13 protein-coding genes are annotated in these 13,550 nt (G+C 71.2%); 6 read left to right on the top strand and 7 right to left on the bottom strand.

Annotated features, from left to right (window positions below; all coding sequences use genetic code 11):
* The first annotated feature begins 9 nt into the window (after window positions 1-9).
* Entirely contained in the window at window positions 10-444 is a 435-nt protein-coding gene (locus tag BJY20_RS04090) for a DUF7144 family membrane protein (protein ID WP_185990368.1), read from the top strand.
* Between the two features lie 104 nt (window positions 445-548).
* Here BJY20_RS04090 and gad read toward each other — a convergent pair whose 3' ends face one another.
* The 6 genes from gad to BJY20_RS04060 form a co-directional block, all read right to left on the bottom strand.
* A complete protein-coding gene (gad, locus tag BJY20_RS04085) occupies window positions 549-1,928 on the bottom strand; it encodes a glutamate decarboxylase (RefSeq protein ID WP_185990367.1) in 1,380 nt (459 codons plus the stop codon).
* Window positions 1,929-2,114: 186 nt separating this feature from the next.
* On the bottom strand, window positions 2,115-2,909 hold the full coding sequence (gene hisN, locus BJY20_RS04080; protein WP_185990366.1) for a histidinol-phosphatase: 795 nt from the start codon (window positions 2,907-2,909) through the stop codon (window positions 2,115-2,117).
* 57 nt (window positions 2,910-2,966) lie between these two features.
* Window positions 2,967-4,055 (bottom strand): ribosome small subunit-dependent GTPase A, encoded by a 1,089-nt coding sequence (gene rsgA, locus BJY20_RS04075; RefSeq protein WP_185990365.1) that lies wholly within the window; start codon window positions 4,053-4,055, stop codon window positions 2,967-2,969.
* Window positions 4,055-5,359: a 3-phosphoshikimate 1-carboxyvinyltransferase gene (gene aroA, locus BJY20_RS04070; RefSeq protein WP_185990364.1), complete on the bottom strand. Its 1,305-nt coding sequence runs from the start codon at window positions 5,357-5,359 to the stop codon at window positions 4,055-4,057. The genes rsgA and aroA overlap by 1 nt, the downstream gene beginning before the upstream one ends.
* A 4-nt stretch (window positions 5,360-5,363) precedes the next feature.
* A complete protein-coding gene (locus BJY20_RS04065) occupies window positions 5,364-5,846 on the bottom strand; it encodes a DoxX family protein (RefSeq protein WP_185990363.1) in 483 nt (160 codons plus the stop codon).
* A gap of 113 nt (window positions 5,847-5,959) precedes the next feature.
* Window positions 5,960-6,844, bottom strand: a complete 885-nt coding sequence (locus BJY20_RS04060; protein WP_185990362.1) for a LysR family transcriptional regulator — start codon at window positions 6,842-6,844, stop codon at window positions 5,960-5,962.
* A 70-nt stretch (window positions 6,845-6,914) separates the two neighbouring features.
* Here BJY20_RS04060 and BJY20_RS04055 point away from each other — a divergent pair, with 70 nt between their 5' ends.
* From BJY20_RS04055 to BJY20_RS04045, 3 genes are all read left to right on the top strand, one after another.
* Window positions 6,915-7,925: a YeiH family protein gene (locus BJY20_RS04055; protein WP_185990361.1), complete on the top strand. Its 1,011-nt coding sequence runs from the start codon at window positions 6,915-6,917 to the stop codon at window positions 7,923-7,925.
* Window positions 7,926-7,941: 16 nt separating this feature from the next.
* The gene (locus BJY20_RS04050; RefSeq protein WP_185990360.1) at window positions 7,942-8,820 is read left to right on the top strand and encodes an SOS response-associated peptidase family protein; all 879 of its coding nucleotides are present in this window, start codon (window positions 7,942-7,944) and stop codon (window positions 8,818-8,820) included.
* A 191-nt stretch (window positions 8,821-9,011) separates the two neighbouring features.
* Window positions 9,012-9,677: an alpha/beta hydrolase family protein gene (locus BJY20_RS04045; RefSeq protein WP_185990359.1), complete on the top strand. Its 666-nt coding sequence runs from the start codon at window positions 9,012-9,014 to the stop codon at window positions 9,675-9,677.
* Window positions 9,678-9,750: 73 nt separating this feature from the next.
* On the opposite strand, the gene BJY20_RS04040 is transcribed toward BJY20_RS04045, so the two are convergent.
* Window positions 9,751-11,034: a PucR-like N-terminal domain-containing protein gene (locus BJY20_RS04040; RefSeq protein ID WP_185990358.1), complete on the bottom strand. Its 1,284-nt coding sequence runs from the start codon at window positions 11,032-11,034 to the stop codon at window positions 9,751-9,753.
* Window positions 11,035-11,131: 97 nt separating this feature from the next.
* Here BJY20_RS04040 and BJY20_RS04035 point away from each other — a divergent pair, with 97 nt between their 5' ends.
* Window positions 11,132-12,217 (top strand): ferredoxin reductase, encoded by a 1,086-nt coding sequence (locus BJY20_RS04035; protein WP_185990357.1) that lies wholly within the window; start codon window positions 11,132-11,134, stop codon window positions 12,215-12,217.
* The gene (locus BJY20_RS04030; RefSeq protein WP_185990356.1) at window positions 12,217-13,467 is read left to right on the top strand and encodes a fatty acid desaturase family protein; all 1,251 of its coding nucleotides are present in this window, start codon (window positions 12,217-12,219) and stop codon (window positions 13,465-13,467) included. The genes BJY20_RS04035 and BJY20_RS04030 overlap by 1 nt, the downstream gene beginning before the upstream one ends.
* Window positions 13,468-13,550: the final 83 nt, after the last annotated feature.

The following is a 13,550-nucleotide window of genomic DNA, read 5'->3' as shown; positions in this document are numbered from 1 at the left end:
ACGGGCGACATGACGCAACCAACCCGGGACAGTCGCACGTCCGGGGATCAACCGAGTGCCTGGGCCACCGGATGGACGGTTTTCGCCGGGACGATCCTCGCCCTCACCGGGATCTTCCAGATCATCGCCGGCATCGTGGCGGTTGCCAGTGACGAGCTCTACGTCGTGACGAACGACTGGATCTTCAAGTTCGACGTGACGACATGGGGATGGATCCACCTCGTCCTGGGTGTGGTGCTGCTGCTGTCGGGCATAGGTATCTTCACCGGGAATGTCGTGGCCCGCTCCGTCGGCGTGTTCATCGCCGGCCTCAGTGCGATCGCGGCCTTCATGTGGCTGCCGTACTACCCGTTGTGGGGGATCGTCATCATCGCCCTCGACGTGGCAGTCATCTGGGCCCTGACGACTCAGGGCCGCGAGTCCGCCGGGCGGGTACGCGCCTGACCGTGGCGCGGCCGGGCACACCAAGCGGTGTGGCCCGGCCGCATCAAGGCACGTCTCCGGCCGCGTCGAGGCCCGGGCCGCGCGAGGTACCGCGTCGAGGCACGTCAGTGACCAGGACCGGTCACGACCTTCCGGCGCTCGGACGCGTGGGCGCTGCCCTTCTTGTCCAGCGTGCCGCACGCCTGGTCGATGTCACGGGCGAGCGTGTCGACGTGCTCGCGACTCATCGTCTCCTTGACGAGGGCTCGCATGATCGTCACCTCGTGTGCGTCGGGCGGCAGGGTGTAGGCCGGAACCATCCAGCCGCGCTCGGCCGACAGCTGCCAGGCGATGTCGAACTCGTCGTAGCCGGGATCCCCGGCAAGGCGGAACGCGACCAGCGGCAGCTGCTCCTCGTCCTCACCGATGATCTCGAACCGTCCCATCGCCTTCAGCTGCTCGGCCAGCGCCTGCGCATTCGTCTGCATGTTCGTCATGACGTACCGGTACCCGGCGCGGCCGTACCGCACGAGGTTGTAGTACTGGGCCAGGAGCATGGCCGACCCGGTGGAGAAGTTCAGCGTGAAGGTCTCGTCGGTCTTGCCCAGGTAGTTCTCGGTGAAGACGAGGTCCTGCGCCAGGTCGGCCCGCTCACGGAAGATCAGCCATCCGATGCCCGGATAGACCAGCCCGAACTTGTGGCCGGAGACGTTGATCGAGCGCACCTGCTCCAGTCGGAAGTCCCACGCGGAGTCCGGGTAGAGGAAGGGCCACACGAATCCGCCACTCGCGGCGTCGACGTGCAGTGGGATGTCCAGACCGCGCTCGGACTTCACCCTGACCAGCAGGTCGTTGATGCCGGTGATGTCGTCCTTGTGGCCGGTGAAGGTCGTCCCGAGCACGGCAGCGACCCCGATGGTGTTCTCGTCGAGGTGGGGCTCCACGTCCTCCGGCCCGATGGTGTACTTGCCGGGCTGAAGGGGAACGATGCGTGGTTCGACGTCGAAGTAGCGGCAGAACTTCTCCCAGACGACGTGGACATCGCCACCGAAGACGAGGTTGGGCGCCTGCGGCGAGTCGCGGTCCAGGCCCCGACGCTGCCGCCAGTTCCACTTCAGCGACATCGCCCCGAGCATGATCGCCTCGGAGGAGCCCTGCGTGCGTGCGCCGGTCGTCGGGCCCGGCGCATGGAAGAGGTCGGCGAGCATGCGGATGCAGCGCTGCTCGATCTCCGCGGTGCGGGGGTACTCGGCGTGGTCGATGAAGTTGCGGTGGAGGTTGGTGGCGATCAGCCGCTGTGCCTCGGGTTCCATCCACGTGGTGACGAAGGTGGCGAGGTTCCGGGCGGGGTCGCCCTCCAGCGCGAGGTCCTGACTGACCAGACGCATCGCGTCCAGGGCTGACATGCCGGACGCGGGGAAGGTCCGGCTGGGCACCTCCCTGGTGGCGAATCGATTGCCGAAGAGGTCCGAGTCGGCGTGCGATGACCGGGTGTGCTCGTCCATGTGCTTTCCCTGTCCGCTCGACGGCGCCGGCGTTGGCTCGCTCGACGCGCCCGGGTAGCGCTTCCGCGTGCGCGAGGGGTCCGGGGTGGTCCGAGCCTGTCACCGGCAGGAGTCGGTGGCATCACCTGATCCGGGTGAGAAGCCGGACGTCGAGCGTGGCGCGCTCCCGCCTGCGCTGGGCGAGAGTCAGGCGTCGGGCTGCAACCGCGCCAGCACCTCGTCGTGCAGCAGCCCGTTGGTGGCGACGGCATTGCCACCCCAGGGCCCGCGCTCGCCGGCCAAGGACGTGAAGCGCCCACCGGCCTCCTCGACGATCGTGACGAGGGCGGCCATGTCGTACAGCTCGAGCTCGGGCTCGGCAGCCATGTCGACCGCTCCCTCGGCGACGAGCATGTAGGACCAGAAGTCGCCGTACGCCCGCGTGCGCCACAGGTCGGAGGTGAGGTTGAGGAAGGAGCGGCCGCGGCCCCCTTCTCGCCACCCCTCGAGCGAGCTGTAGGAGAGCGAGGCGTCGCCGAGCCGCGAGACCTTGGACACCGAGATCGAGCGGGCCTGTGCGAGTGACCGCCCGGTCCAGGCGCCGGCCCCCTGCGCGGCCCACCAGCGGCGGCCGAGTGCGGGAGCGGCGACGAGCCCCATGACGCACTCGTCGCCGTCGACGAGGCCGATCAGCGTGGCCCAGACGGGGACGCCGCGGACGTAGTTCTTCGTGCCGTCGATCGGGTCGATGATCCAGCGCCGGTCGCCGGACCCGGTGGTACCGAACTCCTCACCGACGACCGCATCCCGCCCGCGCGAGCGCGCGAGCTGGGAGCGGATGGTCTCCTCGCAGGCCCGATCGGCGTCGCTGACCGGGGTCAGGTCCGGCTTGGACTCGACGACGAGATCATCGGCCCGGAACCGCGCCATCGTGATCTGCTCGACCCGGTCGGCGAGGACATGGGCCAGTTGGAGGTCGTCGGCGTAGGGGCTCGCGGGCATCTCGTCAACGTACCCGAGCGGGCCGCACCCGCGTGGACCGTGTCGCGGCGCAGCCGATCAGGAGTCCTCGCCGGAGCGCGCCCGCAGCAGCCGGCGAAGGGAGTCCAGCCGCTGCTCCCCGCCCGGTCCGGCGTGTCCTTCGGCCACCCAGGCATCGAGTGCGCAGTCGTCCTCGTCGTGGCTGCAGCCCCGCGGGCAGCCGGCATCGGCGCCCGCCCACAGCTCGGGGAAGTGCCGGATGATCGTCTCCGCCTCGACGTGCGCGAGCCCGAAGGAGCGGATGCCGGGTGTGTCGATGATCCAGCCCGCCACGTCCGGGTCCCCCTCGAGCAGCGGCTCCTGCGGATCCACGGCGAGCAGCGGCTCCTGCGGATCCACGGCGGGCAGGCGTAGGGCGAGAGCACTGGTGGAGGTGTGGCGGCCGCGGCCGGTGACGTCGTTGACGAGGCCGGTGGCCCGATGGGCAGCGGGCACGAGCGCGTTGACGAGGGTGGACTTGCCGACGCCGGAGTGCCCGACGAGCACGGAGACTCGCCCGGCGAGGCGCTCGCGCAGGTGCGCCAGACCCGTGCTCCCGGGCACCAGCACCGAGGTGACGACGTGCGGCACGTCCAGCGGCGCGTACTGCGCCAGGAAGTCATGCGCCGATGCGAGGTCGGCCTTCGTCAGCACGAGCAGCGGGTCCATGCCGGCGTCGTACGCGGCAACGAGGCACCGGTCGATGAGTCGGGGCCTCGGCTGCGGGTCGGCGAGCGCCGCGACGACGACGAGCTGGTCGGCGTTGGCGACGATGACCCGCTCGACCGGGTCGGTGTCGTCGGCGGTGCGCCGCAGCACGGTCTCGCGCTCCTGGACGCGCACGATCCGGGCGAGGGTGTCGCGTTGCCCGGAGGTGTCACCGACCATGCCGACCCGGTCGCCGACGACGATCGGGGTGCGGCCGAGCTCGCGGGCACGCATGGCGGTGACGACGCGCTCGGGGGTACCCGGCACGAGTGTCGTCCAGCGTCCCCGGTCGACGGCGGTGACGCGACCGATGATCGCGTCCTCGTGCTTGGGGCGTTCCTTGGTGCGTGGTCGCGAGCCCCGGCGGTTCGGGCGCACCCGGACGTCGGACTCGTCCCACTGGCGCGCCGAGCGACCCATCAGGGGGCCGACGTCCCGATCATGGACTCCCAGAGTCCGACGAAGTCGGGCACCGTCTTCGCCACCGTCCCCGGGTCCTCGATGACGGTGCCGGGCGCGGCGACCGACATGACGGCGCCGGCCATGACCATGCGGTGGTCGGCATAGGTGTGGAACGTCGCCGGGCGCAGCGGTTGCGGGTCGATCCGCAGCCCGTCCTCGCGCTCGGTCACCTCGACGCCCAGCGCGCCCAGTTCCCGCGACAGGGCGGCGATCCGGTCGGTCTCGTGGCCGCGGATGTGCCCGACCCCCCGGATGATCGAGGGCCCGTCGGCGCAGCCCGCGAGGGCGGCGACGACCGGCGTCAGCTCGGCGGCGTCGCTGAGGTCGATGTCGACGCCGTGCGGGCTGCCGTCACCGATCACGGTGAGCGTGTGCGCGTCCAGCCGGACCTCGGCGCCCATCTGGTCGAGCACGTCGCGGATGCGGTCCCCGGCCTGGGTGGTGTGCTGCGGCCAGTCCGGCACGACGACCGTCCCTCCCGCGACGACCGCAGCGGCGAGGAAGGGCGCCGCGTTGGACAGGTCCGGCTCGACCGTGACGTCCAGCGGCAGCAGCTCGCCCGGCTCGACGCGCCAGGTGTGCGGCTCGCAGTCGTCGACCTCGGCGCCGGCATCGCGCAGCGTCTCGACGGTCATCTCGATGTGCGGGAGTGAGGGGAGCTGCTCGCCCTCGTGCACGACGGTGATCCCCTCCTCGAAGCGGGACCCGGCCAGCAGCAGGGCGGAGACGAACTGCGAGGACGCCGACGCGTCGACCACGACTCTCCCGCCACCGACCGAGCCTCCTCCGGTCACGACGAAGGGGAGGGTGCCGGTTCCGCCGTCGTCGACGTCGACCCCGAGGTCCCGGAGCGCATCGATGGTCGCGGCCATGGGCCGCACCCGGGCGTGCTCGTCGCCGTCGAAGGTCACGGGGGAATCGGCGAGCGCCGCCACCGGCGGCAGGAAGCGCATCACGGTCCCGGCGAGGCCGCAGTCGATCGCCCGGCCACCACGCAGGGTGGCGGGGGTGACCAGCCAGTCGGGGGAGGCCAGCGCGTTCGCCGAGGAGGTGGCGTCGTCGACTCCGGCGCCGAGCTGGCGCAGCGCCTGCGCCATCAGCTCGGTGTCACGGGAGCGAAGGGGGCGGCGCAGCCGGGAGGTCCCGCTCGCCAGGGCGGCCAGGACGAGGTATCGGTTGGTCAGGGACTTGCTCCCCGGCAGCGTCACGGTCGCATCGAGCGGTCCGGACGCCGCCGGGGGATGCCAATCTGGGCTGGTCATTCGGTCAGTGCGCCGCGTTCTTCGCCTGGAGGGCCGCCATCTTCGCCTCGCGGCGGGCGGTGTTCTTGGCCTGCTTGGCGCGGTAGGTCAGACCGGGCTTGCCCTCGGTGTCGGCGGCGGCGAGGAGCAGACCGCCCAGGAGGGAGAGGTTCTTGAAGAACTGGACCTGCTCGCCCTGCTTCTTCTGCGGGTCGGTCTCGGCCCACCACTGGTGCGTCAGCGTCGTCGGGATGATCGAGCCGAGCAGGACCAGCGAGCCCAGGCGGGGGGCCTTGCCCGTCGCGACGAGCACGCCGCCGCCGACCATCGCGGCGCCGTTGACGCGCACGAGGAGCTCGGAGTCCTCGGGCAGGCCGAGGGGGGCGGCCAGCTTCTTGATCACCGGCTCCGCGGCGTCCTTGTGCGCGGTGGCGTAGCGCAGGGCGTTGATGCCACCGAAGATGAAGATGCTCGAGAGCAGGGGGCGGGCGATTCGACGAACGATCATGGTGCGGTTCTCCTTGTCGTCGCAGGGCGGCCGGTCGGTTTCCGGCGCACCGATTCTCCTCCTACCGTATGTCCTCCGGCCCGCTGATCTCCTCCTGCCGGCCCGGCATGTGGTCAGTGCATGGTCGTTGCGGCGTCGACGAGCTCCGCGGCCCGACCGCTGAGCCGGGTCGGGCCCGCCCACACTGCGCGCAGGTGCCGGCGAAGATCCAGGTCGACGGGCACCGCGAGCAGCGTCCCCGCCCGGAGCGCGTCGTCGACGGCGAGTCGGCTCAGGACGGTCTGGCCGGTGCCGGCCTGCACGGCCAGGCGCACTGCGGCGATGCTCGAGAGCACCTGGGAGGTGCGAGCAGGGGCCCCGAGGGCCTCCTCGAGGGTGACCCGGGTGCCGGACCCGGCCTCCCGCGTGATCAGGGGAAGGGAGCGCAGCTCCTGCGCGGACAACGCACCTGCGTGCTCGGCCAGGTGGTGTTCGGGGGCGACGACGAGGACGAGCTCGTCGGTGGCGACGATCTGCGAGTGCAGGCCCGGTGGGGCCTCCGGCCCCTCGATGAAACCGACGGAGGCCGACCCGCTGCGCACGTCGTCGACGACGGCTGCGGTGTTGGCAACCCGAAGATCCAGGGCGACGCCGGGTCGGCGCCGGTTGAGCTCGGCCAGCCAGCGGGGCAGGACGTGCTCGGCGATGGTCTGGCTGGCGGAGACCATGAGCACCGGTCCGCCGGAGTCCGTCAGCCCGGCCGTGCCGTCCACCAGCGCACGGGCGGAGTCCACGACGGCGCGGGCCCACTCGAGGGCCAGCATCCCCTCGACGGTCAGCTTCGACCCGGTGGTGGACCGGGTGACGAGGGTGACGCCGAGACCGCGCTCCAGGCGGGAGAGGGAACGGCTCGCGTTGGGCTGGGCCATGCCGACGGCGCGGGCTCCCGCGCCGAGGCTGCCGTGGTCCGCCACCGCGACGAAGAGCTCGATTGCGGACATCTCGGGCCACGAGGTCATATCCCGAGGATATCCCTCCATGCCGGATCGTGGGCTACCCGATGCGCTCGGGACACGACACCGTGGAGGCATGACCACTTCCACCACATCGACCGTGCGCACCACCGTGCCGTCATCGGTTCTGCCCGGACTCGCCCTCTGCCTCGCCGCAGCAGTCGTGTCCGCCCTCGTCGGACGCATCCACCCCGTGCTGTCCCCGCTGCTCGTCGCCATCCTGCTCGGAGTGGCCCTCGCGGCCGTGCGGCCGCTGCCGGCCCCCCTTCGTCCGGGTCTGGACCTGTCCGGCCGCACGCTGCTGCGTGCGGGGATCGTGCTGCTGGGACTGCAGCTGTCGCTGCGCGGGATCGCCGCCCTCGGAGTCGGGACGGTCGCGTTGGTGCTGCTCGTGGTAGCCAGTGGCATCGCCGTCACGCTCACCGTCGGTCGGCTGCTCGGGCTGACCTGGTCGCAGCGGATGCTCATCGCGTGCGGCTTCTCCATCTGCGGGGCCGCGGCCGTCGCGGCGGCGAAGGACGTGGTCGACTCCGAGGACGAGGAGGTGGCCACCGGCATCGCGCTCGTCGTGGTCTTCGGCACCGCGATGATCGGCATCATCCCCCTCGCCGTCCTCGGGCTCGGCCTCGGCGACGAGGCCGCCGGCCTGTGGGCGGGAGCATCCATCCACGAGGTCGCCCAGGTGGTCGCCGCCGGCGGCATCATCAGCGGTGCCACGCTGAGCATCGCCGTCGTGGTCAAGCTCGCCCGCGTCCTCATGCTCGCCCCGGTCATGGCCTTCATCGGCTGGCAGCAGCGGGCCCGCGCCACCGGGTCGGGCGGTACCCAGCCGCCTCTGGTGCCGCCCTTCGTCATCGGCTTCATCGTCATGGTGCTCATCGGCACCTGGGTGCCGCTGCCCGGTGGTGTGACGGACGTGGCCTCGATGGTCCAGACCGTGCTGCTCGCCGCGGCGATGTTCGCTCTCGGGTGCGGGGTGCGCTTCGCGGACCTGCGCAAGGCGGGGTCCCGACCGGTCCTCCTCGCGGCCGTGGCCACCGTCTGGGTCTCGCTCGTCGGCCTCGGCGGTGCCCTCCTGCTGGGCTGAGTCCTACGCTGGGAGGGTGTGCGGACGATATGCGGCCACGGCAGATCCGGGTGACCTCATCGAGGAGTTCGAGATCGATGCCGACTTCACGGATGAGCCCACCCGCTCGCTGCTGAAGTCCCCCCAGGACCCGCCGCCGGCCACCCCGGACCACAACATGGCGCCGACGAAGCAGGCGCCCGTCATCCTCACCCGCGCGCCGAAGGGGGAGCCGGCGGCCCCCCCTTCGAGGCTCGGGCCCGGGGGCCCTCGCACCTCAGGGCACCGCCTTCGCCAGCTGCGGTTGCTGACCTGGGGCCTCGTGCCGTCCTGGGCCAGGGAGACCAAGGTGGGGCTGCGGATGACCAATGCCCGCGCGGAGACCGTGCTGGAGAAGTCCTCCTTCGCCCGGGCGGCGGCCGTGCGGCGCTGCCTCGTCCCGGCCGCCGGCTGGTACGAGTGGCAGGTCTCCCCGGTCGCCGAGGACAGCAAGGGCAAACCGCGCAAGCAGCCCTTCTTCATCCACCGGGGTGATGGGGACCTGCTGGCCTTCGCGGGGCTTTACGAGTTCTGGCGGGACCGCGCGGTGGCCGACGACGACCCGGCGGCGTGGCTGGTCAGCTTCACGATCATCACCACCGCGGCGGACCCGGGCATGGACCGCATCCACGACCGCCAGCCGCTGGTCCTCGAGCGCGGCGACCACGAGCGCTGGCTCGACCCGGACCTGACTGATCCTGCGGGCATTGCGGACCTGCTGGACTTCCGGCAGTCGGGACGCTTTGCCGCCCACCCGATCTCGACGGCGGTCAATGCCACGCGCAACAACGGACCGGGGTTGCTCGAGCCGCTGCCGCGGGGCGAGCTGGTCGGCGTCGTCGACCCGGAGACCGGCGAGGTGATCAACGGTGATTGAGGTGCGAGGCGAGACGGATGCGGTGAGCCACGATGGTTGAGGTGCGAGGCGAGACGGATGCGGTGAGCCACGATGGTTGAGGTGCGAGGCGAGACGGATGCGGTGAGCCACGATGGTTGAGGTGCGAGGCGAGACGAATGCGGTGAGCCACGATGGTTGAGGTGCGAGCGAGACGAATGCGGTGAGCCACGATGGTTGAGGAGCGAGGGACGAGCCTCGAAACCACCACCGAGCAGGGCCCGGCCCGGGTCCACCTCCACGAGGCGAGGGGTGAGCCCAACGGTTCCCTGCTCCTGACCCACGGCGCCGGTGGCGGGGTCGGGGCGAAAGACCTCGCCGCGATCGCGACCGAGCTGCCACGGGCGGGCTGGACCGTCGCGCTGGTCGAGATGCCCTGGCGGGTGGCCGGCAAGAAGGTCGCGCCGATGCCGCCGAAGCTCGACGCCGCGTGGCGCGAGATCGTCGCCGCCGTGCGTTGCGAGCTGCCTGGGCGGCTGGTCATGGGGGGGCGCAGCGCCGGTGCGCGGGTGGCCTGCCGGCTGGCGGAGGAGCTCGGGGTGGACGGCGTGCTGTGCCTGTCCTTCCCGCTGCTCCCGGCCGGCAAGCCCCCGCAGAAGTCCCGGATCGGCGAGCTGGTCCTGCCGGTGTACGCAGGTCTGCCGGTGCACGTCGTGCAGGGGAAGCGCGATCCCTTCGGCGGGCCCGGCCACGTGCGTCGTGCGCTCGCGGGCGAGGGCGTCGAGATCGACGGCGAGCGCGTACGCGTCGACGAGGCTCCCGGGAGGCACGCCTTCACCGATGGCGCGGCGGTGGCCGCCCTCGTCTGCGGCCACGCTGGCTCACCCCCGGCTGGCTGAGGTGCGAAGGCCCTCTGGGGCCTGAGCCTCGAAGCCACGTCGTTTCGAGGCTTGTCGCAGAGCTCCGCGCACCTCAACGAGCGGGAGGGTTGGCGCGGTCTGACCGCCCCAGAGCGAGGATGATCGCGAGGACCTCGTCCGGGTCGGCCAGACGCTCGCCGAAGAGATCGCGCACCTGGTTCATCCGGTAGCGCACCGTCTGCGGGTGCACGTGCAGCGTCTCGGCGACGAGCTCGCGCCGGCCCTGCAGCAGCAGCCATGCGCGCAGCGTCTCGGCGAGCCGGTCGGCAGTCCCCTCGGCCAGGTCGTCGAAGGGGGCCAGCGCCGCCTCGCGCAGGTCGGCCAGAGCCGTGGGGTCGGCGTGCAGGACGAGCTCGGGCAGCACCTCGTCGGTGTCGAGCGGGACATCGTCGGCGGCCAGCGGCAGGGCCCGGATGGTCCGGTCGTAGGACTGTCCGGCGAGCTGCCAGGGGCGGGCGGGGCCCAGGACGGCCGGGCGCCCGCCCAGGACCTCGTGCAGGTGCGCGCGGGCGCGGCCCCCCGCGTCGGGCACGAGCAGCACGGCGTGGCCGGTGACGGGGTGCTCCTCGCGCTGGGGCAGGTCCTCGGACAGGGTGAGCGTCCTCGGGTCGAGGACCGCGGCGGTGGCGGCCAGGCGCTCGGCGGGGACGAGGACGGCGGTGAGCGTGCGCGGTGGGGTCCAGGTGGCCGCGGCCGCTGCGGCGTCGAGCTCGGCGTCCCCGGCGTCGGTGAGCAGGGCGCGAGTCAGACGGTCGAGGTGGACGATGCGGGCGCGCTCGACGCTCGTGGTCTGGCTGTTGTGCCCGGCGACGGAGGCGGCGGACAGCTCGTCGATGTAGGTGAAGACCAGCTCGGCGAAGCGTCCCAGCGTCGCCGCGTCCACCCCGGCGGCGATGGCCTCGACGGACAGCTCACGCCACGCGGCGCCGGCCCCGACGCGGTAGGCGGACAGCAGGGCCTCGACGGGGCGGCCGGCGCGCGCCTCGGCCTGGCCCAGGTCGCGGGCCGCGGCGACGCCGACGCCGACCCGCGCGCCGGAGCGGGGCGCCGACTGGGCTGCGAGCGAGACGAAGCTCTCCAGGGAGACCTGCACGGCCTTCTCGATGATGCGGCCCATCCGGCCCTGGAAGGGAACGTCATAGGCCGGTACCTCGCGCATGACCTCGGCGACGACGAGCTTGGCCACCCGCGGCAGCTGCCGGCGAAGGGCGGTGACCGTCGCCTCGTCGAGGGCGAGCGCCGCGGCACGTTGCGCGGTCCGGCGGCCGTCGCGCGGACGGGCGCTGATCCCGTCCGTGCGCCCCGGTGTCGGCTCTCGTGACGATTCGTCCGCCATCTCATCACCCCTGTTGTCTCCAGTGAACAAATACTTCGATCAAATCCTACCCACTCAGGACAGCGGGCGTGGGTAGTTGAGCCGGGAGGATGGATACATGACCACGACTCTCACCCGAGCCCGCGACACCGCGGCGCGCTTTGCGCGTGGCCTGGCCACGCCGGTCATCCCCGAGGACTACCTCGACCTCTTCGCCCCCCTTCGCTCCGGCTCCGACCTGCGGGGGCGCATCGTCGCGATCACCCCGGAGACCGCGGATGCCGCCACCATCACCATCCGCCCCGGCAGGGACTGGCAGGGCCACGCGCCCGGCCAGTACATCCGCCTGGGCGTCGACGTCGACGGTGTGCGCTGCTGGCGGGCCTACTCCCTGACCTCGGACACGAGTGCGCGCGACGGACTGATCTCGATCACCGTCAAGGCGATGCCCGACGGCGTCGTCTCGCGCCACCTGGTCCACCACACCAGTCCGGGCACGCTGATCCAGCTGGACCAGGCGACCGGTGACTTCATGCTGCCGCAGTCGGTCCCGGCCAAGGTCCTCTTCCTCACCGGCGGATCGGGCATCACCCCGGTGATGGGGATGCTGCGCAACCACGACTTCGACGGGCTGGACGTCGTCCACGCGCACTCTGCGCCGACGGTCGATGACGTGATCTTCGCCCGTGAGCTGGCCGACCCGGCTCCCGGCGTGCGCGTCCTGCTGCGCCACACCGACGAGGAGGGGATGTTCACCCCCGACCAGCTCGACGAGCACGTGCCGGACTGGCGCGAGCGCGAGACCTGGATCTGCGGACCCACCCCGATGCTCGACGCCTTCGAGGAGCACTACGCGGCACACGACCGCAGCGAGATGCTGCACGTGGAGCGCTTCCGTCCCGCGATCATCGAGGTCGGCGAAGGGGGCACCGCCTCCCTGCTCGTCGGGCCGGACACCACGTCGCTGGAGCTGGACGGTGGCACCACGATCCTCGACGCGGCGGAGGACGCCGGCGTCCTCATGCCGAGCGGGTGCCGGATGGGCATCTGCTTCGGCTGCGTCCTGCCCATGACCGACGGAGCCGTGCGCGACCTGCGCAACGGCGATCTGACCACGACCACCCCCGATGACCCGCCGGTGAAGGTGCAGACCTGCATCTCGGCGGTCGCCGGCACCTGCACCATCGAGACCCAGGAGAAGTGATGACTGCGACCCTCGAGCGCCCCACCACTGCACGCACGACCGACGCCCGGATCACCGGCGGCTCGTCGGAGATCATCCACACCGACGTCACGATGACGCCGTCCCCGATCGAGCACCTGACCCCGCAGCAGATCGAGCAGCTCGGCCGCGAGCTCGACGAGATCCGCGCCGAGACGATGGACTCGCTGGGGGAGAAGGACGCCCAGTACATCCGTCGGGTGATCGCTGCCCAGCGCTACCTCGAGATCGGTGGCCGCGCGGCCCTGTTCTTCTCGGGCAACCCGATCGCCTGGGTGGCCGGTACCGCCGCGCTGAGCGCGTCGAAGATCCTGGACAACATGGAGGTCGGGCACAACATCATCCACGGCCAGTGGGACTGGATGCGTGACCCGAAGATCCACTCCTCGACGTGGGAGTGGGACAACGTCACCCCGGCGGACCACTGGAAGAACAGCCACAACAAGGTGCACCACACCTACACCAACGTCGTCGGCCACGACAACGACCTCGGCTACGGGATCATGCGCGTCGACGACGCCCAGAAGTGGTTCCCGGGCTACCTCATCCAGCCGGTCACCCAGTTCATCAACGCGACCCTCTTCGAGTACGGCATCGCCGCCTACGACCTCGAGCTGGGCAAGCACTGGGCGACCCGCCACGACAACCCGGAGTGGATGGCCGAGGCGAAGAAGGTCGTCAACAAGATCAAGAAGCAGGCCGGCAAGGACTACCTTCTCTTCCCGCTGCTGTCCGGGCCGAACTTCCTGACCACCCTCGGCGCGAACGTCGTCGCCAACCTCGTGCGCAACTACTGGACGCACTCGGTGATCATGTGCGGTCACTTCCCGGCCGGGGTGAAGACCTTCGCCAAGAACTCGATCGAGGGGGAGACGCGCGGCGAGTGGTACCTGCGCCAGATGCTCGGCTCGGCGAACATCACCGGCTCGACGGCGATGCACATCGCGACCGGTCACCTCAGCTACCAGATCGAGCACCACCTCTTCCCCGACATGCCCAGCCGCCGTTACCCGGAGATCGCCCCGAAGATCGAGGCACTCTTCGACAAGTACGGCCTGGAGTACGTCACCGGCCCGCTGCACAAGCAGGTCGGCTCGGCGTGGAGCGAGATCATCCGCCTGTCGCTGCCCAACGACACGTCGCTGCGCCAGACCATCGGCATCCTGCGGACGAAGGGCATGAAGGGCCTGCGGGCCCGTGCGCGCCAGACGCGCCACGTCTACGCGCGCTGAGCGATACCTGCGCTGATTGAGGCGTGAGGAACGAGCCTCGAAGCCACCCCCCCACGCTGATTGAGTTGCGAGGAACGAGCCTC

It is taken from the genome of Janibacter cremeus (assembly GCF_013409205.1).
Lineage (GTDB): Bacteria > Actinomycetota > Actinomycetes > Actinomycetales > Dermatophilaceae > Janibacter > Janibacter cremeus.
Note: the sequence above shows the minus strand (reverse complement) of the source record. Positions and strands in the feature narration are given on the sequence as shown.